This is a genomic window from Winogradskyella pulchriflava (assembly GCF_042434315.1).
Taxonomy (GTDB): domain Bacteria; phylum Bacteroidota; class Bacteroidia; order Flavobacteriales; family Flavobacteriaceae; genus Winogradskyella; species Winogradskyella pulchriflava.
In genome coordinates, this window is sequence record NZ_JBHLTQ010000003.1 from 1 (window position 1) to 21,414 (window position 21,414).

Sequence of the window (21,414 nt, forward strand, 5' to 3'; positions counted from 1 at the left end):
TACAACAACGTGTATAGCTCATTGCGGCTGAATTCCTAATCGGAATTCATTGCAATTTGCTATCTTTCGGTTACGGCGGAAAATCCTCGCGGATTTCCCGCAACGAGCCATACACAAAACCGTTACCCAACATTTGAAAAAAAACTTTGAACATAACAACAAACTGCTAAAAATCCTCTTGAGGGAGAATATTTATTTTGTTATTGGTTTGATAATTATAACACCTATTTATTATTATCTGAAAAAAGGAGAGCAATTTGTTTTGGACTTTTTGTTTGTCAAAATAATGTCTGTAATTTTCTTAATTTACAATCTACCGAACTTCATTATTTATTTTAACTATTACAAAGAAAATAAGAATACGAAAATTAAGATTGACACAAAAAACAACAGCATCGGAATTGTTAAAAACGGAGTATCAAAACAATATGAAATAACGGAAATAAAATCTTCAATTTATCATTTAGGAATTTATTACAAAAATCGGATTGACAACGCAATGCGCTGGAAAATGATAAACTCTGACCTTGCATACTGGGATTTAGAATTTAATAATGGTGACAGATATTATATTTCAAACTTAATTGTGGACTTTCTGCACGACCAACCAATTGTGGAGAATACAAAATATAGATTTAGAATGTTTCAATACATTAACAAATCCGACTCTAAAGAAGCTCTAACCTTAAAACAAGAATTGGAAAGGCAAAAAGAAAAAAGTCTAACAGAAAAGTTTGTGGAAAAGTTTAAAACAAAATCTGAAACGGAATTGAACGAAATTTTGGTTAACAAATCAAAATATCAGAAAGAAGCTGTCAAAGCAGTTGAAATAATAATGGAAAATAAAAACGTTGGGTAACAATGTATAAAATTAATTGCTTGGTTCTAGCCTACTTACGAAAATCCTCGCGGATTTTCTATTCGGTTTTTATTTGCTAAATTAGTTGCTTAAACCACGCAACTAATCTTATACGAAACCGTTCGGCGGCATCCGGTCCTATCGGACCAAATACCGCCGAACGTCCGCGCAGCTACGCTGCCTGCCCTTCGGCGAGGACGCCGCAGAACAGTCAGCTATACGCAATTTCACAAAGTGAAAATGTTTCACTATTTTCAACTTCGCAAAACTGCGCATAGCTGCGCGGACGTTGTGGTTAATTTAAAAACGATGCAGTTAACATTCATATTCATTGGAATAATTGGAATCATACTATTGATTTACTCAATCCGAATTTTAATTAAATCGAGTAAAAATAAATTGGTGACTGAATTTACTCTTGACTCTGAAAGCAAAGAAATTCAGTTGAATTCGACTGGACTTTATTCGCTGAGTTTTTTGGGTGCTGGATTTGTTGACAATCAAGGAAAGTTCGGTGCTGAATTAAAATCGGAAAACGGAAAGCTGATAAAACTCAACAAAACTTTTCCAAATTATCGTTTTCGAAAAAATGGAACAATTGGATTAGAGTATTGGCATTTTGAGATATCGGAAAGCGGAAAATACATTCTGACTTTTGAGAATCTAAATGATTTAATTGCCAAACATTCAATGCTGATTTCAAAAAGAATGTTTCAGAAGAAAATAAATCCTAAAAATCTAAAGATACTCTTGAAAGAAACCATTTCGACCAAAAACAGATTGTTTTCAATTGTTGGTTTAGTTATCGGAGTAAATGCCGTGATTTGGGGAATTTTAATTGGATTAACAAATGCATTTGGATAAAAAACTAACCACAACAACGTATAAAATTAATTGCTAGTACAAGCCTACTTACGAAAATCCTCGCGGATTTTCTATTCAGTTTGTATTTGCTAAATTAGTTGCTTAAACAACGCAACTAATCTTATACAAAACCGTTGTGCTTCATACTGAAAAACACCGAGAACAAAACTAAAATGAATGAATAAAGAAAAAGAAGCTGTATTAAAACAATTACAAACCTGGACAAATAATATTCCTCTAATTGTTCTTGGAAGCGGAGCTTCTGTTCCTTTCAAACTTCCTTCAATGTGGACTTTGGGAGATTTTTTGAAAAGCTCAATAAGTTTTGTAGATTCTGATGACCAAGCTCAATTTGAAAAGTTTAAAGACGAGTTTGACAAAACTGGTGATTTAGAAACAACACTTACTAAACTTCAATTAAGAACCAATGTACTTGCTGAAATTGTTGATAAAACTTGGGAACTTGTCAATAAATCAGATTTAAAAGCGTACGAGAAATTTATCAATAAAGAAATTGAATTCCCCTTAGCTGAATTATTAAAATATTTCTTAGACACAGCAGGTAAAAAAGTTTCAATCATAACAACGAACTATGACAGACTAGCTGAATATGCTACTAGTCTTGCTAAAGCCATTGTGTGTAGTGGTTATGCTCAAAGTCATATTGGGCACTTCTCAAACAATATTCAATCCAACAATTTAGCTTCTTTAAATGGATATAAAGGACAAGTAAACATTTGGAAAGTTCACGGTTCGTTAGACTGGTTTAAGTCTAATGAAGATGAAAACATTCAACTTCCGTTAAGACAAAGTATTCCTAAAGACTATCGACCTTTAATTGTAACACCTGGCTTAAGCAAATATTCAGAGACACATAATGAACCATATAGAACAATTTTCACACAAGCAGACTCTGAAATTGAGAATGCGAATGGTTTTCTATGTATTGGCTATGGGTTTAATGACACTCACGTTCAACCAAAACTAATTGAACAAATAAAAAACAATAAGCCAATTATTGTAATAACTAAAGAACTTACTGAAAAAACTAAACAATCAATCATCGATAATAAATGCCAAAAGTACTTGCTTATCGAAGAGGCTAATTCTAAAGATACCAAAATCTATTCTTCCAAATTTGGAGAATTTGTAATTGAAGATACTAGTTATTGGGAATTGGGAGAATATTTAAAACTAATCATTTCATAAACAAAACTATGGCTATATTCCAATTTGAAGAATCTACAAAAATCGGTACAGTTTTTAGTGTTGACACTTCTACTCTAATCGTAAAAGTTGAAGAACTTGAAAAGCTAAGGAAACTACAGGTAAATCATTTAATTGCTATAAAAAGCTCAAAAGCTGGACAGCATTTAATTGGTATTATCAACCGAATTACACGAAAAGTATCAGATGATGAGAATCCAGTTTCTGATGATTTAGGTCTAACCAATTTTTTACTAACAGAAAATATTTTAAAAGTTAACCTAATTGGTACTTTAATAGACAAGCACGGACAGAAAGAAAATGTATTCAAAAGAACTTTAGATACAGTTCCCGAAATTGAAGCAAACTGTTTTCCAATTGACGGAGAAAATATCACAAAGTTTATGCGTACAATATCATCGAAGGAAAATTATGATATCCCTCTTTCATTAGGTAAATACTCAATTGATGAAAATGCAGATGCTTATTTAGATGGAGACAAACTTTTTCAAAGACACGCTGTAATTGTAGGTAGTACTGGTTCTGGAAAATCTTGGTGCGTAGCAAAATTGGTTGAACAAATTGCTAAACTTCCAATGGCAAATTCAATTCTTTTTGATATTCACGGGGAATATAGTGGAGAAGATTTTAAAACAGATGGAATACAACATTTAAGGGTTGCTAATCCTTCTGACTTAGGGAAAACTGGAAATCTTCAAAATAGTGTTTTAATGCTTCCTTATTGGCTTTTGACTTATGAAGAAATGTTAGCAATGCTATTAGATAGAAGTGACAGTAATGCACCTAATCAAGCAATGTTATTTTCAAAAATAGTCTTTGAAGAGAAATTAGCCTATTTGGATTCTATTGGAGATACCGAATTTAAAGATTCAATAACTATTGATAGTCCAATACCATATAAAATTGAAAACGTATTAACTAAATTAAAAGCTCTTGATGAGGAACGAGTTCCCGGAGCTAGAGCAGGCTCAGATAAAGCAGGACCATTCAATGGAAAACTAACAAGATTCGTACAAAGATTAGAAGCCAAAAGTCAAGATAAGAGATTAGGTTTCTTATTTCAAATATCAAATGACGAGTTGGATATTGAATGGATGAATAGCTTATGTAATTCGTTAATGCAAGGTTCTAAACACAATGACCAAAAATCAGGTGTAAAAGTCATTGATTTTTCGGAGGTTCCTTCGGACGTTTTACCGCTTGTTATAGGATTGGTAGCTAGAATTGTTTTTACTGTTCAACAATGGACAGCAAATGACAAAAGACATCCTATTTGCTTACTGTGTGATGAAGCTCATTTATACATTCCCGAAAGAACAAGTCAAGATTCTGCTTCCGAGCTTGGTTTAAAGAATTTTGAAAGAATTGCAAAAGAAGGAAGAAAATATGGTGTTAGTCTAACTGTCATAAGTCAAAGACCAGCAGAAGTCAATAGAACAGTACTTAGTCAATGTAATAATTTCATATCGCTAAGGTTATCAAATGCAGAAGACCAATCAGTAATAAAAAGATTATTACCAGACAATCTTTCTGGGCTAACAGATGTATTACCGATTTTGGATATTGGAGAAGCTCTGGTCGTTGGAGATTCATCTCTTTTACCAACAAGAATATTGATAGATGAACCAACGATTAAACCTCAAAGTGCAACGATTGACTTTTGGAAAGAATGGAGCAATGAAGAAGCTGAACAGGATATTCCAAGTGCTGTAATTGGACTAAGAAAACAATCGAAATGAAAAAGTACGAAAGCACAACAATGTGTATAAGTAATAGCGGTTTAAGTGATAAAATGAAAGTATAAACATAAAACAAATGCCAGTTCAAAACCGAAAGGTTTGTGAGTAGAAATCCGCTACTACTCATACACTAGACCGTTATGCAATATTTCAATGACTAAATTTAGCGATTGGACAATAAAAGACCTCTTCCCATATACCGAATTAGAAGAAATAAACCCTATTTCATTAAGGGCATTTTCTCTGGTCAATAGAAATAAGACGCGACTGGATGAATTGACTGGAGCAACTGAATTATTAGGCGCATTAAACATTTTAGAATCGCTTGACTATCATTTTGACTGTTTCTTAAAAAATGAAAATTCTACAAATCGGATTCATGACGTGATGGCGTATTTAAATAGAGTTGGTCAATTATACTATTTCATCAAATCAGCTTTTACAAATAAAATTGTTGCGGATGCTATTCAACATACACCGAAAATCAATGAGCTAAAAATTTTTCGAATGAAGAATACTGCTCACAGGTCAATTGATTATCCTAAAGGGGAGCCATTAAATTATAGAAATAGTCAGGCATTAACCTTTATTGGAAGTCAAATGTATTATCATATGAATTTTCAAAAATTTATTATGACATCAGAAATCAATGGAAAAACAATTTTCAATGAATTTATTCCCGAAATTGACCATCTACAAGTTATGGATGAGTCATATTCATTAATTTGTCAAATAGTAAAAAACATTGCATAACAACGTATAACGCCAATGGCTAAGACATTGCCGGTTAAATTTAATTAGTTTCCCACAAATTGTGTAAGTTAGATTACCTAAAACAAAGAAAACACCACGCCACTAGCGTTATACAAACTCGTTCGGCGGCATCCGGTCCTATCGGACCAAATACCGCCGAACGTCCGCGCAGCTACGCTGCCTGCCCTTCGGCGAGGACGCCGCAGAACAGTCAGCTATACGCAATTTCACAAAGTGAAAATGTTTCACTATTTTCAACTTCGCAAAACTGCGCATAGCTGCGCGGACGTTGTACACAAGCTTGAACCAACAAACCGCTTATGAATTTTTATCACAGTCATTTAAATTATCCATTGGAATGGAGTATAAAAAAAGAACCGATTTACCGACTTCTTGATGACGTGAAATGGATGGAAAATTTTTTCGATGACGGTGAGTTGATGATTAGCTGTTTAAGCAATTTTAAAAATTATCCTGACGAAATGATTGGAGATAGAGATGAAGGTGATTCATTGATTGCGGGACCCAATGAAAATGGAGATTTAATTGGAATAAAATATGACTCTGGAGACAATGCCTTTATAATGTCAACAACGACAGAATTAACAGAAAGAGTTAAAAAAGATTTTAATGCAAAATGTGCTATAAAAATCAACAATCCTTCGTATTTCGGAGTTGAAATAACAAGAAAACTTCCGTTTGCACACAAAGGATATGAAGGACATTGTATATATGCAGATTCAAGAGTTCAAATGCTTGATAAAGAAATTGAAAAAAATAAGGCTTTTCAGAGTATTGATTTTCGTAATGACCCTTTTGCAGCTCAAAAGTTGGCAACTATTACACGAGATTTCGAATTGTTTTTAAAATTAGATAAATACAAACATCAGAAAGAATACCGAATGATTTGGTTTACGAAAAATAAAGTAGATAAATCAATGGTTATTAAATGTCCCGAAGTAATAAAGTTTTGTGAAAAAATATACTTTTAAAAAGCCAGTGTACAACAACGTGTATAGTTCATTGCTTCGGATTTTCTGCCGAAAATCCTCGCACTTTTACTATCTTAGTTTACTAATCGGAAAATCCTTGCGGATTTTCACGCAACGAAACCATACACAAAACCGTTACCCACAAGCTGAAAACCCACCGCACATTTTAGCACTTTCGGTTTTTTCCGACACACAAATCCAACGCTAAAAAACCAAAAGAGCTAAAATTTTCCCAACGCTTGAGAATTATGTATTTAAGTATTTGCTTAAATAAGAAATAATTGTAACTTTGCGATATGGAAAATAATTCTTGCATAAGACAACAAGCCGATATTGAACAAATAAATCGTTGCAAAGACACAGTTTCTGAATTAAACGAATCGTTCGACTATTTGGCAAATGGACTTTCATTAGTCGGAAATAGCGTTCGACTGAAAATCCTTTACCTACTCTTTGAAGAAAAAAGACTTTGCGTTTGTGATTTGAGCGATATTCTCGGGATGAACATTTCTGCTATTTCTCAACATTTGAGAAAAATGAAAGACCGAAATTTATTAGAAACAGAAAGAGATGCTCAAACGATTTTTTACTCACTCACGGCTGAATACGAAAAAATGCTAAATCCATTCTTTGAGATACTTGATAAAAACAAAATTTTAGAAACGATATGAAAAGAGAAAACAAATTAATTGGTGCAGGTTTGTTAACTGCAATTACAGCTTCATTATGTTGTATTACACCAGTTTTGGCTCTAATCGCAGGAACAAGCGGAATTGCTTCAACATTTTCTTGGATTGAACCATTTAGACCTTATTTAATCGGACTGACAATTTTAGTTCTTGGCTTTGCTTGGTATCAAAAACTTAAACCTCAAAAAGAAATAGACTGTGATTGTGAGACGGACGAAAAACCAAAATTTATTCAATCAAAAAAGTTTTTAGGAATTGTAACCGTATTTGCAATTGTAATGTTGGCTTTCCCATATTATTCTGGAATTTTTTACCCAAACACAGAAAAACAAATAATTGTAGTTGACAAATCGGACATTAAAACCACTGAATTTAAAATCAGCGGAATGACTTGTGCGAGTTGCGAAGAACACGTAAATCACGAAGTAAATAAACTCAATGGAATTGTAAATTCAAAAGCGTCCTACGAAAATGGAAATGCAATCATTGAGTTTGACAAAACCAAAACCAACGAAACGGAAATCGAGAAAGCAATTAACTCAACAGGTTATAAAGTAACCGACAAAAAAGAAAATTAATGGAAGTTCAATTAAAATCAGAAATTACTTGTCCAAATTGTGGACATAAAAAAGTAGAAGAAATGCCAACAGAATCCTGTCAATTCTTTTACGAATGTGAGAATTGTAAAAAAGTATTACGACCAAACGAAGGCGATTGTTGTGTCTATTGCAGTTTTGGTTCAGTAAAATGTCCTTCAATACAACAGAAAGAAAGTTGTTGCTAAAAAGCCAACGCTAAAAGCCATACACATTTGCAATTCACACGAGCCAACGCTACGCCAAAAATTGCAAAAGAGTATGTCTTTGCCAACGCTGAAAACCAAGCTGAACGGAATAAAGCCAGTGGGTAACAACGTATATAAAAAATAGCGGTTTAGGTGCTAACCTGAACCGTTTTTGCATTTAATTAAGTATCTTGCTTTCCGAAAATTTAGCTCTTTTCTGCACGCTACTTTTCATATACAAGACCGTTCGGCGGCATCCGGTCCTATCGGACCAAATACCGCCGAACGTCCGCGCAGCTACGCTGCCTGCCCTTCGGCGAGGACGCCGCAGAACAGTCAGCTATACGCAATTTCACAAAGTGAAAATGTTTCACTATTTTCAACTTCGCAAAACTGCGCATAGCTGCGCGGACGTTGGCAGTAATTTGACGCAACCATTTCGGAGTTTCTTCATCTATAAAATAAGAGGACAAATTAGAATTATGAAAATAGGAAAATTAAGTTTAGGGTTAGTATTAGGAATATTTCTTTTTGTTAGCTGTTCCAAAGAAGAAGATGACTTAATTAGTCAAAATTGCGAAATTGATTGTACTCAAATTATTGGAAAAATAATGACTGACAATGGTACTGTGCCTATTTCTGACGTAAAGCTTACAGTAAAATGGGATAATATACCTTATTTAGGTTCTGGCACGATAAGAAATAAAGCCACAACACGAACTGACTCTGAAGGGAATTTCAACTTAAATTTTTTTATTCGAGACGATGAAATCGAGGCTGGTGGTTTTCGAATAGAATATGAACTCAACGAAAACGAATATTTATCTTCACATTTAAATAGAATTACAATATTTCAAATAGCCAGAGATACTACACTAAATATCAATTATAATATTCCTAAAAAAGCATTTTTGAATTTATCGCTATTAAATTTAAGTGATATACAAAGTGGCAACCATTTAGCTACTGATTTTTCTTATGAAAGTCCCAGTGGATTTGACCAATCAATTACCGGACAAGTTATCGGCTGGAGCAATGAATCTGAACAAAATAACTTAATCGAAGTTGCAGGAAACGTGCCAGTTGAATTACGAATTCGCCGAACAATTAATGGAGTATCGACTTCTGAATTTGAGACATTATTTCTTGAAGCTGGAACTACTTCTGATTATACTATTGACTTTAATAATTAAAAACTACTGCCAACAATGTGTATAATTCATTGCTAGTTAGAGCTTACTTACGAAAGTCCTCGCGGACTTTCTATCCGTGATTTATTTGCTAACTTTAGTTCTTAAAACACGCAACGAAATCATACACTAGACCGTTCGGCGGCATCCGGTCCTATCGGACCAAATACCGCCGAACGTCCGCGCAGCTACGCTGCCTGCCCTTCGGCGAGGACGCCGCAGAACAGTCAGCTATACGCAATTTCACAAAGTGAAAATGTTTCACTATTTTCAACTTCGCAAAACTGCGCATAGCTGCGCGGACGTTGTAACCCATTTAACAGTACGTGGAAAAGGAAATCAGTATAGAGGAAAGGTTAGCCAAGATGCCAAAGCTAGAAAAAGCTAAACGCATGTACCTTATGAAAAAGAAAAAGCAAGAGAGTAAGCCGAAATGATGCTAGGGAATGACTAATGACCGCCAAGGTAGTTTTAGTCGGTGTAATGAGCAGTGCTATTATGCCCTTGATGAACCTAGTATTGTTTCACCTCTCTTGCTTATTTAAAATAAAATATATGAAAGAAATTAACGATAAATTTTACTTCACATTAAAAGAAGCTGAATATTTAAAAGAACATTATAAAGATAAAATCATTGGTAAAATACCTTATGATAATATCAAGATGAAAATAGATTCTATTGATGTTGTTTCTGACAATAAAATGTTTCGAGTTAAATGTATTGGACATTCATTACGTCAACCACACAATACTTTGGAATCTTATTTAGAAACCATAGTCAAAGAACTTAATCTCGAATCTTTACATGAGGTTTTGAAGCATAAGGATTTTTAGACCATTTAATCGGATCAGATTCAACTAAATAATCTTCATTAACAACAAGCGTATATCCGTCTTTTAAAGAATATTGCAAACTATATGCTAAAGGAAATTTATCTAACTCTGGCTTTAACTTATTAAAATGGTCGCCTAAATTATTTACAGCTTCACCCCAAAGTTTTTCCATATTTTTATTCTTTGCCATATTAATTTTATATTTACAAAGCCAGTATAATAAATGACATAATCACTAAAACCAGTATATATTCAAAAGTCCATATTTTTTCTGAAAAAAGATTACGCCAGAATTTATAACACACATACATAACAAAATCAGAAAGAAACATGAACACATAAGACATGAACTAAAAAAACGTGTTACAACAATGGCTATAATTCATTGCGGTTGAATTCCTAATCGGAATTCAACGCTTATTTGCTATCTTTCGGCTACGGCGGAAAGAATCCTGCGGATTTTTCCGCAACGAAATCATAGCCGAGACCGTTGGCTGTAATATAGAACAATGAGCGAAAAAGAAACATTTGAACTTATAACAAACAGAATTTTATCCATTCAAAAAGACAAAAGAAAACCAGTCCGAATTGCAATAAACGGAATTGAAGGAACTGGGAAAACTGTAATGGCTGAAAAACTAACTGAATATCTAAATTCAAAAAATATAAGAGCTATCCAAGTTTCAATCGATGGATTTCATTTTAAAAAAGAAGTAAGATATAAACAAGGTCGTGATTCTGCGAAAGGATATTATGAAGATTCCTATGACGAAATAGCGTTTGTGGAAAAAGTATTGAAATCTTCCCAATCAGAATTTCCAAATTATACAATCGCCACGCACAATTTAGAAACAGATGAATATTTGAATTTAGAACCAATAGCACTGGAGAATAATACGGTTTTAATTACTGATGGAGCATATTTGTTTAAACCAAATTATAGAAATTATTGGGATTTAAAAATTTATTTAAAAACAAGTTTTGAAATTGCAATGAAAAGAGGAATTGAACGAGATAAAAACTCACTAGGAGGAATTGAGTTGACAAGAGAAAAATACGAAAAACGTTATCACAAATCTTCGAGAATATATTTGAACGAAAACAAGCCTGAAAAAATTGCTGATATTATAATTGACAATTCTGATTTCAATAATCTGAAAATAATAAAAAATACTACAGCCAACAATGTATAACCGCAATTACGGCGGATTCGACTACGTCCGAATCCACTCGGAATTGCTAACGCCAGTTCTAAACCGAAAATTAACGCATATTAACCCGTAACTGACGGTTATACGAAACCGTTCGGCGGCATCCGGTCCTATCGGACCAAATACCGCCGAACGTCCGCGCAGCTACGCTGCCTGCCCTTCGGCGAGGACGCCGCAGAACAGTCAGCTATACGCAATTTCACAAAGTGAAAATGTTTCACTATTTTCAACTTCGCAAAACTGCGCATAGCTGCGCGGACGTTAGCAGCAATTTGAACGACATCTACTAAATGAAGTACTTTATATCATTAATATTACTACTTACAGCTTTGAGTTATGGTCAAATAATGGAACCTGAATTTCCTCTTGTTGTGAATATTGTACTGATATTATTGATTTTATTGACACCAGTTTTTTGGGAATATTCCGTTCTTAATAAAAACTACGAATCTGACTTCAAAATGCAAAGTCAGCGGAAAATACTTGGAGTATATGAATTGATTTATGCAATAGCTTGGACAATATTATTGTCTTTTAGCAATGACAATTATAATGATGTAATATTCCTAATTTTAATATTTTGGACTTTTCCATTGGCTGAATTAGTTTTGTGGTTTATTTACAAAAAGAAAAAACCTTTTACAGTTTTCATTAAAGAAAATCAACTGATTTTAGTCAAACGTTGGACTCAAAAAAGAAATCTGACTGAACTTACTCAAATCCGATTTGACCGATTTGGTAAAAACTTAAAACTTGATTTCAAATCAAAATCTGAAATCTCGATAAAAACAACGGAATATAACGTGGACGATATCCAAAAGTTACTAGAAATTCTAATAGAGAAATCTGAAAACAATGTTTTTGTTCCGAATAATTATGAACCGAAAATAAAAAACAGCTGCTAACACCGTGTATAATTAATTGCTTGGGCAAGTGCTTACTTGGAAAATTCCTTCGGAATTTTCTCTGGCTCGTGAATGTTTGCTAAATTAGTTGCTGAAACACGCAACTAACCATACACATCGCCGTTGGCACTTATTTTGGAAAAATATGAATACTAAAAAGACTAATATGTTTTTATTAATGACCTTTATTTGGTCTTGGTCTTTTTGGATTTTAGGTCTAAATTATCTTACCGATGGAATCAATCAAGAATCAATCGGAAAATTTTTAATATTCTTTTTTACTGGTGTATATGGACCTACAATCAGCGGAATTATAACAACACTCATTTTTGATGGACTAAAAGGTGTATTGAATTTACTTAAAAAAGTGTTTATTTGGAATATTCCCTATAAAAACTATTTATACATAATATTTTTACCTATAATTTTTATCATTATTGGAATTGGATTTTATAACATATTTATTGGAGACATTGGGAGTTTTGACATAGCAGCTTTTCTTTCGATTCCAAATGTATTATGGGCTGGGTTTTATGCTGGACCTTTAGGAGAGGAACTTGGATGGAGAGGTCTTTTATTACCCGAATTACAAAAAAAATATTCTAACTTAAAAAGTGCAATCATAATTGGAGTTATATGGTTTATTTGGCATATTCCACTTTGGTGGGCACCATTTGGAACTTTAGTTAGTGGTGAATCAATTTCTTTTTTAACTGTAGTAACTTATTTTATAATGCTAATCTGCTTGTCAATAATAATTACTTGGTTGGTAATTAATTCTAATGGAAGTGTTCTAGTTGCAATCTTATTTCACTTATCCATTAATGCAGGAATAGCTTTGCTGTTTTTCCCTGAATTAAGTGTAGATTTTAAAAAAGTACATTTATTGTCCAGTATTGGAATGCTAATATTTACAGGAATATTGATTGCTAAAAATAAATTAAAAACAAGTGCCTACATTGACTATAAATAATTGCTTGTTCTCGCCTACTTCTAAAAATCCTCAGGGATTTTCAGTTTGGTGTGTATTTGCAAAGTTTCGTGCTAACCCACGCAACTACTCATAGCCGTGACCGTTACAAACAATTTAAACCAACCTTTACTAAATGAAAAAACTGAACTTACTATTTGGCCTTTTAATCGGATTAACAATTTTAGCTTGTTCTTCTGATGATAATGATTCAAACACAAATGAACCTACAATAATTGGAGAATGGATTTTAGTTAATCAAATTTACGATGGACAAAATGAAAATCTCTCGGCTTGTGAATTGCAAGAAACCCTCACTTTTAGTTCAAATGGAACTTTGATATCATATTATACAGATAATGACCCTTGTGAATTCTTTACTGAAAATCAACAATATATCCTGAATGGAACTGAATTAACTATTCTCTTTGGCCAAAATTCTGATTTTAGATATAATGTTCTAACTCTGTCAGCAACGGAATTGAGTATTGAAAATTTTTACAGGAATGGAGAAACTTTGGAATTGAATAATAGAACCACTTATGAATATGAAAAAGTTGAATAAAAAACGTTTGTGACAAAGTGTATAATTAATTGCCTTGTCAAGTGCTTATTTGGAAAATTCCTTAGGAATTTTCTCGCATTGGTTTTTGTTTACTAAATTAGTTGCTGAAACACATTACTAATCCTAGCCGAGACCGTTAGCAAATATTTAATCCAAACTTTATGACTATTTTTAAAAGAACATTATTTTTAATTACACTAATCTTTATTGGATGTTCAAGTGATGATTCAAATGATATTAATGTTAACAACGGATTCATTATCGATGGAGAATTTTACGAAATAAATCATGCTGCCATTTCAAAAGTAACTCGAGCATCACAAAGTTCTTTACCTTCTGTAGAAATAGAATTGTTTTCAAATTTTGATTTAGACTATTATTCTAGTTTTTTCTTGCATCCAGACGATACGGATGGTGATAGAAAATTAATCACCGGAACTTATAATACTAATGCTGGTAATATAACTTCTAATATTCCAATAACCGTAGGTTCTCAAATAATTCAATTTAGAAATAATATTAGTTTCAGTAATCTTTTCTACACTGAAGGCTCAAACAATAGTGGAACTGTGACTATTAATTCTATTACTAATATATTAGACGAGAATGATCGCTATGTGACTACAGAAATTGACATTGATTATCAATTTACAAATAGTGACGGAAATGAAGTTATAGGAAATTATAATGGACAGGTAGAATTTAGTGACTCATCAGAGGTTCCTAATTAAAATATATTTGCTAAATCAGGTGCTTAAAACACGTAACAAGTCACATACAAATAGGTTGCACATTATTTATAAAAACTCTTGTGAAGAAAATTATAATTATTTTAATAACCTTTTTTTGCATTTAACTGTAACCAAACAGAATAAAATGACTGAACCTAAAAGTAAATTTGACACTGAAAAATTAACGGAATTTGCGATTAGCAAAATAACAGAATTCGCTAAAGAACATCCTAATGAAACATTTTACGGATTCTCAATTGACGCAAGCCTTTTATGTTTGAATTCGGAAGAAGAATTTAAAAAAACATTAAAATTTTACCAAGGAAAATTTGGCGAATACGATACAAAAGAACGCATTTCAGATTTAAAAGCAAATACTGGAGATTGGGAATACCAAGGGTTTGCGGAATTTGATGAAAGTTCAGGGTTTAGTATGGATGAATACAACGAACACTACCACGAAGATGAGGAATTTCAATTGACTTCTGATTACGCAAAATCGATGGACAAAGTAATTGAGAACTTGAAAAAGAGCGGAGTTTTTGATTTATTAAAAAAGACAGATAACTTTTATGCAAATCGAGTTGAACACAATTACTAACTGAATAAAAAACAATTCTACAACAATTGCTATGAATAATTGCTTTTTTGGTCTCGCCAAATTATAAAACTTACCTATTCTTCTCCTCTATCCACTTACTCATATACTTAGTACTTTGTAGAGATTGATGCTGTAACAACTGACCTATAAAATTATTTTCACGATGGGTTTTAAGGTGGTTTATTAAATGACTAATACGATCTGAAAAATCTTGTCGAAAAGCTAATTTATTAAAACGCTGGTTGATTACTTTAAATCCGTTTTCTTGAAAGTTAACCCAATCATCAGAGTTGCTATAAATTTCAATTGCTTTTTCAGCAAAAACTTGTGTATTGTCCTCTACAAAACCATTAGTTGCCATATTATCAAACATACCTTCTGCTGCAATGCCAGACATAACACAAGGTGTTCCGTTTTGCATAGCATCTACCAACTTACCCTTTAGTCCTGCACCAAAACGTAAAGGTGCTAAGCAAACCCTTGCCTGCTTCATAACCTCATTAACATCATCTGCAAACCCTTTTATTAAGAAACCTGCTTTTTCATTGTGCAATTGCAACACTTTTTGCGATTCATAAGCACCATAAATATGAAGTTCGGCTTTAGGTAATTTTTGTCTTATTAGTGGCCAAATATTTTGCTTTAATTGCAAAACGGCATCATAATTTGGTGGATGTAAAAAATTACCAATAGTTATAAAGTGTTGTCGTTCCTCAAACAATGGTAATTGTTCAATTTCACTGTCAGAAATTGGTTCTAACAAAAACGGTAAATAATAAAGTAAATTAGTGTCAATTTTAAATTGTTTGGTTAGTATCTCAATCTCAGCTTCGGAAATCATTAAACTTAAGTCACAGCGATAAATACTAGCTATTTCGCGCTTTGTAATAGCGTTTTGCAAATGTTTTAAGCTTATGACTTCGTTTTGTTTCAAAGCTTCTTCCCTAGCCTTTCTTAAACCGTGAAAATCTTCTGTATCTAAAATTCGCAATGCATCAGGACATTGCTCTGCAACACGCCAGCCGTATTGTTCTTCGGTCATAAACCGATCGAACAAAACAACGTCTGGTTTTAATGCCGAAACAAAATCATCAAAAGAACTGTCATTTAACTTAAGGTCTTGTTTTTCAATACCTAAAACAGACAAATCAAAAGTATTACTAGAGGTTTTTGCAGCAGAGGCAAATACAATATCGAAACCTTGTTTTTGGAATTGTTCTATAAGCTGCAACATCCTACTACCAGCAGCAGAACTTTTAGGTTCTGGCCAAACTAATCCAATGATTAGAAGTTTATCCCTCATCTATTCAATAATTTTCAACAACCTGTGGTTCAATGATTTAATTATGTTGGTGGGTAATATCTATTGCCTGCCAAATGCCCATTATGGGCTTTCATAACATGAAAATTCAAAAAATTAAATCCCAAATCCCAATGCTACCCTTGGAAATTGGGATTTAAAAAATTGAGATTTATGTTTTCTATTGCGGCTCTTTTAAAAACGCATACTTAAGTCTTACTGTTTTTGCCCAAGATACCATAGCATCAATTTGATCTTGAGATAGTTTGGCATCGCCATGCGTCCATGTATAGCTAGGTAATGGCATTTCCTTCTCCTCTACCATTTCAATTAATTCATCCAGTTTATGATCTTTTTTCTTATCCGAATAATCATTCCACTTAGATACATTAAAATCTCCTTTTCCATGTTTTACATGGTCTGCCAACCAGTAATTAACTGGAGTAATATTACTATACCATGGATATCGTGTGTAATCGCTATGGCAATCTAAACAAGCATTTTTTAAAACCAGCTTAACATCTTCTGGTGGATTTGTATCCGCAAAAAAAGCGTCAACGGAAGCTATATCGCCATCATTTTTATCTGGCCCAAAAAATTGTGCAATTACAAAAGCAATTAAAAGTATGAGTCCTAGTGTTTTGAGAATTTTCATTTTTGATTATTTTAGAGGTCTAAATTTAATGAATTTCTATTGACTAAAGCAGAACTCTATAAGGAATTAGGTTATGTTAACCATTCGCGCGAAAAACGCTTGCATTATGCCAACTTAGTTATTGGTAATCCTGATTTAATTCCTATTCTACTGGACATCCTTTTTGATGTTGACGATAAGATTTCATGCAGAGCTGCCTGGGTTTTTGAGTTTATGTGCAGTAAAGACATTGAAGCCATTATACCTTATTTAGATACGTTTACCGAAAACATTTCAAAAGTCCATTTAGATCCTGCTGTACGTCCTATAGCTAAAATATGCGAACTTCTTACAATGGCTTATTACGGTAAAGCTGAATCCAAAATAAAAAAACATCTATCACCAAAACACAAAGAAAAAATTACTGAAGCTTGTTTTGATTGGATGATTAATGACGAAAAAATTGCTCCAAAAGCTTATAGTATGAATAGTTTGTTTTTGTTAGGCAATGAGTATGATTGGGTTCATCCAGAATTGGCTATAATTTTGGAACGCGATTTTCAGATGCAAAGTTCTGGATTTAAGGCTAGAGCCAGACATATTTTGAAGAAAATAAAAAAGTAAATAAGTGCTTTAAATACTTCTTACTTATAAGCTAAAACTTTACACCTACTTACTTTACACTTATAACTAACTTCCCTATCTTTGCCACTTCTTTAAAACCAACAAAAAAATGGCACTTACAGCACTTAGCGCAATTTCACCAATAGACGGTAGATACAGATCTAAAGTAGAAGCTTTAGGTAATTATTTTTCTGAAGAAGCATTGATAAAATATCGTGTTTTAGTAGAAATAGAATATTTTATTGCACTTTGCGAATTACCATTACCACAATTAGAGTCTGTTTCTAATACTGTTTTTGATGATTTAAGAGCTATTTACAAGAATTTTACACCAGTAGATGCATCGGCTATTAAGGAAATTGAAAAGGTGACCAACCATGATGTTAAGGCGGTTGAGTACTTTATTAAAGAAAAGTTTGATGCATTAGGTTTATCGGATTATAAAGAATTTATTCATTTTGGATTAACATCTCAAGACATAAACAATACTGCAATTCCTTTGAGTATTAAGGAAGCTATGAACGATGTCTATGTTCCTGAATATTTTACTTTATTAGAAAAAATTGAAACCTTAGCCAAAGAATGGGAAGCTATACCAATGCTAGCAAGAACACACGGTCAACCTGCTTCTCCTACGCGATTAGGAAAAGAAATAGAAGTGTTTGCTGTGCGTTTAAAAGAACAATTTAACTTATTAAATGATGTACCAAGTGCTGCTAAATTTGGTGGTGCAACAGGTAACTTTAATGCGCATAAAGTAGCCTATCCAAATATAGACTGGAAAGCTTTTGGGACAGAATTTGTTCAAGAAAAGCTTGGTTTGCAACATTCCTTCCCAACAACACAGATAGAGCATTACGACCACATGGCAGCCTTATTTGATGCCTTAAAGCGTATTAATACTATTGTTATAGACTTAGATAGAGATATTTGGACGTATGTATCTATGGACTATTTTAAACAAAAAATTAAAAAAGGTGAAGTTGGTAGTTCTGCAATGCCACACAAGGTAAATCCTATAGATTTTGAAAACAGTGAAGGAAACTTAGGTATAGCAAATGCTATTTTTGAGCACTTATCAGCAAAACTACCAATCTCTAGATTACAACGTGATTTAACCGATAGTACTGTTCTAAGAAACGTTGGAGTACCATTTGGACATACACTCATTGGTTTTAAATCGACTTTAAAAGGTTTAGGTAAATTATTGTTGAATGAATATAAGTTTGAACAAGATTTAGAAAACAACTGGGCTGTTGTAGCAGAGGCGATTCAAACCATTTTAAGACGCGAAGGCTACCCTAATCCTTATGAGGCGTTAAAAGGCTTAACGAGAACCAACCAAGCCATTACACAAAGCTCTATTTCAAATTTTATTGATACCTTAGAAGTCTCTAATACTATTAAATCTGAATTAAAAGCGATTACACCAAGTAATTACACAGGTATATAAAACCTACACCCATGAAACTATTTCCTTTAAGTAAAAATTCTATAGCATTAAGCTTTGTTGCAATTATTACTTTCAGTTTTTTTGTTGCTGGATTGTTTGAAGTTTTAGACTACGTCATAATTCAAGTTTTACTTTTTACAAGCTTTGGTGCTTTATTGGTTATTGCTATCTTTTATGCTTTAAAAAATGACAATAAAAAAAATCGTCCTGAAGATCAACTTCAAGACGATTCACATTAACATTTTAAATAAATAAGGTCAGTAATTTATTTAAAAAAATCTTTAAAGCTTTCTAGCTGAGCGTTATCTACATCTGCATTTTCAAGTACACTTGACAATTTCATAAGCTTACCTGCATTCATTTCATCTCCTAATATCCTAACCACTACAAATCCTTTGTCGGCAGCATTTCCGAATAAGATTAATTCGTCAATACTCGCTTCAGAATCTCCAATGAATTTCACCACAAACTTACCTTCGTCTGTTGAACCTCTCATTAATTCCTCATAAGCATCATTTTTTAGTATGGAATTAATTTTACCAAGTTCTACTTTATATTCTTCTTGGTTATTATCTCCAACCTGAAATGCTAAAATATTGAGTTTATCTACAGACTCATAAGCTTCCTTTTGGTCCTTTGTTAGCTCAATATCTTCAACATTTATAATACTTGTTGGGATATCTCCAGAGATAAATCCTGGTTTCAACTCATTATCCACAAAGTAGGTTTGTAATGTTGGCCCTTGGTTGCAACTTGTAAAAGCCACAACCAAAAGCAACATAACAACTGATTTTTTGATTGATTGTATCATTTGTTCTTAATTTTTGTCTTTGTCAACTTTCTTTAATTGCTCACCACCTGGCATATCTATCTGGTTTGCAATTTTAGAAATCTGTCTCAAATCTATATCACCTGTTAAGGTCATAATAACGGTTTCGAACTCACGTTTTTTACCATTGATTTCTATTTCTCCATCGGTCAATGCCTTAAGTCCGGTAATGAACATTAAAAGCTCTTTCACATGGTTTTCGTCTTTTCCTTCCTTAACATAAAACTTTACAGTCTGCTCACCATCTTTTATACGCATTAACTCTTCAAGTTCAGATGATTTTAAATACTTTGTTACTGTAGCATTCATATCTGCAGAGATTTTCTCATCACCTGTTGTAAAGACCTTAAAGCCTGTTATACTCTTAGCCATTTCAACATATTCTTTAGCTTCTGGATCATCGATATCAACTCCCATTGTAGCTAACATTTTGAACATTTTTTGATTTAAAATAACCGAAGTTACACCTTCTAAATCTTCAAACTTATCAAATACACTCTGACTAAATGAGGTCATTGATGTAAGCATTACTGCAATGATTAAAATTACTTTCTTCATGATTTCTTGTTTTTAATTTTTGTTTTTAATTCTTTAATAACTTGTTTGTTGTTTTGCTAAATTCTGTAACGTGGCTAGCTTTGTCTAGTCCCACATTAAAGTTTTCAGAAGCCAAACTAAGTGCATTTATACTCGAAGTGCCATCACTGAACTTATCCGAAAGTAATGCCAAAGCTGCTTTAGCTTCTAAATACATTTGTTGTTCCTCAGCTGTATATTTATCCCAAGGATCTGGTTCTTCACCCCAATTAGGCATGAAAATTCCAAGCATTAGAACGGCAACTGCTGCGACAGAAATCCATTGATACAATTTTGTTCTCTTAGGTTTTAATGGAACGTCTTTAGTGTACTGCTCTTGTTGCGATTGCGAAAAGTATAAGAACATTGATTTGTATTGCTCTAAATGTGGAGCTACATCATCACTTTGAAAATAAGCTCGTAATTGTGCTTCTTCTTGTAGCGATGTTTCCGCATTATTATACTTTTCTAATAGTTTTTCTATATTATTTAATACCATATTGATGTGTATTAGTTAATTTTTCTCTTATTGTTTTTCGTGCTCTAGATAAATTTACCCTTACTGCTGTTTCATTCATATCTAGCATTTCGGCTATTTCGACATAATCATATTGCTCAATTTCTCTAAGCTGCACTATTATTTTTTGTTGTTCTGGAAGGTCTTCAATTATTTTTGAAACCCAATCCATACTATCTCTAGCTTCAACTTGTTTCTGCAATGACGTATTGTTATCCGTATAATTACTGTGAACAATTTTTAGATTTTGTGCCTGTTTAGACTTTAATCTATCTAAGCAAAAATTCTTTGTCATCGTCATAGAGAAGGCTTCTACATTTTTATAGTCTTCAATCTTCTCTTTGTTTCTCCATAATTTCAACAGTATTTCTTGTGTAGCATCTTCAGCTTCTTCACGAGAAACTAGTAGTCGCTTTGCTAAACGAAATACTTTATCCTTAAATGGCATCACTAAGCTTACAAAATCTGCCTGCTTCATTACTGTTTTGATTGGTGGTTGAATGCTTTTTTACTTGCTTTCATAATTACGACGATATACAATACATTTTGTTACACGATGAAGTTATT

The 21,414-nt window shown here is 32.9% G+C and carries 27 protein-coding genes; 20 read left to right on the forward strand and 7 right to left on the reverse strand.

Features of this window, described 5'->3' with window-relative positions; genetic code table 11:
- The first annotated feature begins 133 nt into the window (after positions 1 to 133).
- From ACFFGA_RS06195 to ACFFGA_RS06245, 11 genes are all read left to right on the forward strand, one after another.
- Positions 134 to 859, forward strand: coding sequence for a PH domain-containing protein (locus tag ACFFGA_RS06195; RefSeq protein WP_386061241.1), 726 nt, complete (start codon positions 134 to 136; stop codon positions 857 to 859).
- Between the two features lie 402 nt (positions 860 to 1,261).
- Positions 1,262 to 1,723, forward strand: coding sequence for a hypothetical protein (locus ACFFGA_RS06200; protein ID WP_386061244.1), 462 nt, complete (start codon positions 1,262 to 1,264; stop codon positions 1,721 to 1,723).
- 177 nt (positions 1,724 to 1,900) lie between these two features.
- Positions 1,901 to 2,932, forward strand: a complete 1,032-nt coding sequence (locus ACFFGA_RS06205) for an SIR2 family protein (RefSeq protein ID WP_386061247.1) — start codon at positions 1,901 to 1,903, stop codon at positions 2,930 to 2,932.
- Positions 2,933 to 2,940: 8 nt separating this feature from the next.
- Positions 2,941 to 4,689: an ATP-binding protein gene (locus ACFFGA_RS06210; RefSeq protein ID WP_386061249.1), complete on the forward strand. Its 1,749-nt coding sequence runs from the start codon at positions 2,941 to 2,943 to the stop codon at positions 4,687 to 4,689.
- 153 nt (positions 4,690 to 4,842) lie between these two features.
- Positions 4,843 to 5,442: a hypothetical protein gene (locus ACFFGA_RS06215; protein WP_386061252.1), complete on the forward strand. Its 600-nt coding sequence runs from the start codon at positions 4,843 to 4,845 to the stop codon at positions 5,440 to 5,442.
- A gap of 320 nt (positions 5,443 to 5,762) precedes the next feature.
- On the forward strand, positions 5,763 to 6,434 hold the full coding sequence (locus ACFFGA_RS06220) for a hypothetical protein (protein ID WP_386061255.1): 672 nt from the start codon (positions 5,763 to 5,765) through the stop codon (positions 6,432 to 6,434).
- 296 nt (positions 6,435 to 6,730) lie between these two features.
- Positions 6,731 to 7,105 (forward strand): ArsR/SmtB family transcription factor, encoded by a 375-nt coding sequence (locus tag ACFFGA_RS06225; protein WP_188460185.1) that lies wholly within the window; start codon positions 6,731 to 6,733, stop codon positions 7,103 to 7,105.
- Positions 7,102 to 7,701 (forward strand): mercuric transport protein MerTP, encoded by a 600-nt coding sequence (gene merTP, locus ACFFGA_RS06230; protein ID WP_386061258.1) that lies wholly within the window; start codon positions 7,102 to 7,104, stop codon positions 7,699 to 7,701. Before ACFFGA_RS06225 ends, merTP begins: the two co-directional genes overlap by 4 nt.
- Positions 7,701 to 7,907, forward strand: coding sequence for a GDCCVxC domain-containing (seleno)protein (locus ACFFGA_RS06235; protein ID WP_147860724.1), 207 nt, complete (start codon positions 7,701 to 7,703; stop codon positions 7,905 to 7,907). The genes merTP and ACFFGA_RS06235 overlap by 1 nt, the downstream gene beginning before the upstream one ends.
- Positions 7,908 to 8,389: 482 nt before the next feature.
- Positions 8,390 to 9,100, forward strand: coding sequence for a hypothetical protein (locus ACFFGA_RS06240; protein WP_386061262.1), 711 nt, complete (start codon positions 8,390 to 8,392; stop codon positions 9,098 to 9,100).
- Positions 9,101 to 9,652: 552 nt separating this feature from the next.
- Positions 9,653 to 9,931: a hypothetical protein gene (locus tag ACFFGA_RS06245; protein ID WP_386061265.1), complete on the forward strand. Its 279-nt coding sequence runs from the start codon at positions 9,653 to 9,655 to the stop codon at positions 9,929 to 9,931.
- Here ACFFGA_RS06245 and ACFFGA_RS06250 read toward each other — a convergent pair.
- Positions 9,885 to 10,103 carry a hypothetical protein gene (locus tag ACFFGA_RS06250; protein WP_386061268.1) on the reverse strand — a complete coding sequence of 73 codons (219 nt, stop codon included), beginning with the start codon at positions 10,101 to 10,103 and terminating at the stop codon, positions 9,885 to 9,887. The two genes, ACFFGA_RS06245 and ACFFGA_RS06250, sit on opposite strands and share 47 nt — an antisense overlap.
- Before the next feature lie 337 nt (positions 10,104 to 10,440).
- On the opposite strand from ACFFGA_RS06250, the gene ACFFGA_RS06255 reads away from it, so the two are divergent.
- The 6 genes from ACFFGA_RS06255 (at position 10,441) to ACFFGA_RS06280 (ending at position 14,914) form a co-directional block, all read left to right on the forward strand.
- Entirely contained in the window at positions 10,441 to 11,124 is a 684-nt protein-coding gene (locus ACFFGA_RS06255) for a nucleoside/nucleotide kinase family protein (RefSeq protein WP_386061270.1), read from the forward strand.
- Positions 11,125 to 11,432: 308 nt separating this feature from the next.
- Positions 11,433 to 12,047: a hypothetical protein gene (locus ACFFGA_RS06260; RefSeq protein ID WP_386061273.1), complete on the forward strand. Its 615-nt coding sequence runs from the start codon at positions 11,433 to 11,435 to the stop codon at positions 12,045 to 12,047.
- 145 nt (positions 12,048 to 12,192) lie between these two features.
- Positions 12,193 to 13,020 carry a CPBP family intramembrane glutamic endopeptidase gene (locus ACFFGA_RS06265; protein WP_386061276.1) on the forward strand — a complete coding sequence of 276 codons (828 nt, stop codon included), beginning with the start codon at positions 12,193 to 12,195 and terminating at the stop codon, positions 13,018 to 13,020.
- A gap of 133 nt (positions 13,021 to 13,153) precedes the next feature.
- Positions 13,154 to 13,582: a lipocalin-like domain-containing protein gene (locus ACFFGA_RS06270; RefSeq protein ID WP_386061278.1), complete on the forward strand. Its 429-nt coding sequence runs from the start codon at positions 13,154 to 13,156 to the stop codon at positions 13,580 to 13,582.
- A 161-nt stretch (positions 13,583 to 13,743) separates the two neighbouring features.
- Positions 13,744 to 14,313, forward strand: a complete 570-nt coding sequence (locus tag ACFFGA_RS06275; protein WP_386061280.1) for a hypothetical protein — start codon at positions 13,744 to 13,746, stop codon at positions 14,311 to 14,313.
- 145 nt (positions 14,314 to 14,458) lie between these two features.
- Positions 14,459 to 14,914, forward strand: coding sequence for a DUF4303 domain-containing protein (locus ACFFGA_RS06280; protein ID WP_386061283.1), 456 nt, complete (start codon positions 14,459 to 14,461; stop codon positions 14,912 to 14,914).
- Between the two features lie 70 nt (positions 14,915 to 14,984).
- Here the strand turns inward: ACFFGA_RS06280 and ACFFGA_RS06285 are convergent, their stop codons facing one another.
- Positions 14,985 to 16,217 (reverse strand): glycosyltransferase family 4 protein, encoded by a 1,233-nt coding sequence (locus ACFFGA_RS06285; RefSeq protein WP_386061286.1) that lies wholly within the window; start codon positions 16,215 to 16,217, stop codon positions 14,985 to 14,987.
- Positions 16,218 to 16,395: 178 nt separating this feature from the next.
- The gene (locus ACFFGA_RS06290; RefSeq protein WP_386061289.1) at positions 16,396 to 16,869 is read right to left on the reverse strand and encodes a heme-binding domain-containing protein; all 474 of its coding nucleotides are present in this window, start codon (positions 16,867 to 16,869) and stop codon (positions 16,396 to 16,398) included.
- A 39-nt stretch (positions 16,870 to 16,908) separates the two neighbouring features.
- Between ACFFGA_RS06290 and ACFFGA_RS06295 the strand changes: the two genes are divergently transcribed.
- The 3 genes from ACFFGA_RS06295 to ACFFGA_RS06305 all read left to right on the forward strand — a co-directional run bounded on the left by ACFFGA_RS06295 (position 16,909) and on the right by ACFFGA_RS06305 (position 19,164).
- Positions 16,909 to 17,472 carry an adenylosuccinate lyase gene (locus ACFFGA_RS06295; protein WP_386061292.1) on the forward strand — a complete coding sequence of 188 codons (564 nt, stop codon included), beginning with the start codon at positions 16,909 to 16,911 and terminating at the stop codon, positions 17,470 to 17,472.
- A 109-nt stretch (positions 17,473 to 17,581) separates the two neighbouring features.
- Positions 17,582 to 18,925 (forward strand): adenylosuccinate lyase, encoded by a 1,344-nt coding sequence (purB, locus tag ACFFGA_RS06300; protein ID WP_386061294.1) that lies wholly within the window; start codon positions 17,582 to 17,584, stop codon positions 18,923 to 18,925.
- Between the two features lie 11 nt (positions 18,926 to 18,936).
- A complete protein-coding gene (locus ACFFGA_RS06305) occupies positions 18,937 to 19,164 on the forward strand; it encodes a hypothetical protein (RefSeq protein WP_386061297.1) in 228 nt (75 codons plus the stop codon).
- Positions 19,165 to 19,190: 26 nt separating this feature from the next.
- Here ACFFGA_RS06305 and ACFFGA_RS06310 read toward each other — a convergent pair whose 3' ends face one another.
- The 4 genes from ACFFGA_RS06310 to ACFFGA_RS06325 are packed head-to-tail and all read right to left on the reverse strand — an operon-like array spanning position 19,191 to position 21,325.
- Positions 19,191 to 19,736 (reverse strand): GFO_1091 family lipoprotein, encoded by a 546-nt coding sequence (locus tag ACFFGA_RS06310; RefSeq protein WP_386061300.1) that lies wholly within the window; start codon positions 19,734 to 19,736, stop codon positions 19,191 to 19,193.
- 6 nt (positions 19,737 to 19,742) lie between these two features.
- Entirely contained in the window at positions 19,743 to 20,312 is a 570-nt protein-coding gene (locus ACFFGA_RS06315) for a GFO_1090 family protein (protein WP_386061303.1), read from the reverse strand.
- A gap of 25 nt (positions 20,313 to 20,337) precedes the next feature.
- Positions 20,338 to 20,829, reverse strand: a complete 492-nt coding sequence (locus ACFFGA_RS06320; RefSeq protein ID WP_386061305.1) for a PG0215 family putative anti-sigma factor — start codon at positions 20,827 to 20,829, stop codon at positions 20,338 to 20,340.
- Positions 20,816 to 21,325: a GFO_1088 family ECF-type sigma factor gene (locus tag ACFFGA_RS06325; RefSeq protein ID WP_386061307.1), complete on the reverse strand. Its 510-nt coding sequence runs from the start codon at positions 21,323 to 21,325 to the stop codon at positions 20,816 to 20,818. The genes ACFFGA_RS06320 and ACFFGA_RS06325 overlap by 14 nt, the downstream gene beginning before the upstream one ends.
- Between the last annotated feature and the right edge of the window lie 89 nt (positions 21,326 to 21,414).

Coding starts and splice junctions, on each gene's coding strand:
- ACFFGA_RS06325 (WP_386061307.1), bottom strand. CDS start 21,325: ATGAAGCAGGCAGATTTTGTAAGCTTAGTGATGCCATTTAAGGATAAA.
- ACFFGA_RS06235 (WP_147860724.1), top strand. CDS start 7,701: ATGGAAGTTCAATTAAAATCAGAAATTACTTGTCCAAATTGTGGACAT.
- ACFFGA_RS06285 (WP_386061286.1), bottom strand. CDS start 16,217: ATGAGGGATAAACTTCTAATCATTGGATTAGTTTGGCCAGAACCTAAA.
- ACFFGA_RS06310 (WP_386061300.1), bottom strand. CDS start 19,736: ATGATACAATCAATCAAAAAATCAGTTGTTATGTTGCTTTTGGTTGTG.
- ACFFGA_RS06305 (WP_386061297.1), top strand. CDS start 18,937: ATGAAACTATTTCCTTTAAGTAAAAATTCTATAGCATTAAGCTTTGTT.
- ACFFGA_RS06315 (WP_386061303.1), bottom strand. CDS start 20,312: ATGAAGAAAGTAATTTTAATCATTGCAGTAATGCTTACATCAATGACC.
- ACFFGA_RS06245 (WP_386061265.1), top strand. CDS start 9,653: ATGAAAGAAATTAACGATAAATTTTACTTCACATTAAAAGAAGCTGAA.
- ACFFGA_RS06210 (WP_386061249.1), top strand. CDS start 2,941: ATGGCTATATTCCAATTTGAAGAATCTACAAAAATCGGTACAGTTTTT.
- ACFFGA_RS06290 (WP_386061289.1), bottom strand. CDS start 16,869: ATGAAAATTCTCAAAACACTAGGACTCATACTTTTAATTGCTTTTGTA.
- ACFFGA_RS06225 (WP_188460185.1), top strand. CDS start 6,731: ATGGAAAATAATTCTTGCATAAGACAACAAGCCGATATTGAACAAATA.
- merTP (WP_386061258.1), top strand. CDS start 7,102: ATGAAAAGAGAAAACAAATTAATTGGTGCAGGTTTGTTAACTGCAATT.
- ACFFGA_RS06270 (WP_386061278.1), top strand. CDS start 13,154: ATGAAAAAACTGAACTTACTATTTGGCCTTTTAATCGGATTAACAATT.
- ACFFGA_RS06265 (WP_386061276.1), top strand. CDS start 12,193: ATGAATACTAAAAAGACTAATATGTTTTTATTAATGACCTTTATTTGG.
- ACFFGA_RS06215 (WP_386061252.1), top strand. CDS start 4,843: ATGACTAAATTTAGCGATTGGACAATAAAAGACCTCTTCCCATATACC.
- ACFFGA_RS06220 (WP_386061255.1), top strand. CDS start 5,763: ATGAATTTTTATCACAGTCATTTAAATTATCCATTGGAATGGAGTATA.
- ACFFGA_RS06205 (WP_386061247.1), top strand. CDS start 1,901: ATGAATAAAGAAAAAGAAGCTGTATTAAAACAATTACAAACCTGGACA.
- ACFFGA_RS06250 (WP_386061268.1), bottom strand. CDS start 10,103: ATGGAAAAACTTTGGGGTGAAGCTGTAAATAATTTAGGCGACCATTTT.
- ACFFGA_RS06260 (WP_386061273.1), top strand. CDS start 11,433: ATGAAGTACTTTATATCATTAATATTACTACTTACAGCTTTGAGTTAT.
- ACFFGA_RS06275 (WP_386061280.1), top strand. CDS start 13,744: ATGACTATTTTTAAAAGAACATTATTTTTAATTACACTAATCTTTATT.
- ACFFGA_RS06280 (WP_386061283.1), top strand. CDS start 14,459: ATGACTGAACCTAAAAGTAAATTTGACACTGAAAAATTAACGGAATTT.
- ACFFGA_RS06255 (WP_386061270.1), top strand. CDS start 10,441: ATGAGCGAAAAAGAAACATTTGAACTTATAACAAACAGAATTTTATCC.
- ACFFGA_RS06240 (WP_386061262.1), top strand. CDS start 8,390: ATGAAAATAGGAAAATTAAGTTTAGGGTTAGTATTAGGAATATTTCTT.
- purB (WP_386061294.1), top strand. CDS start 17,582: ATGGCACTTACAGCACTTAGCGCAATTTCACCAATAGACGGTAGATAC.
- ACFFGA_RS06320 (WP_386061305.1), bottom strand. CDS start 20,829: ATGGTATTAAATAATATAGAAAAACTATTAGAAAAGTATAATAATGCG.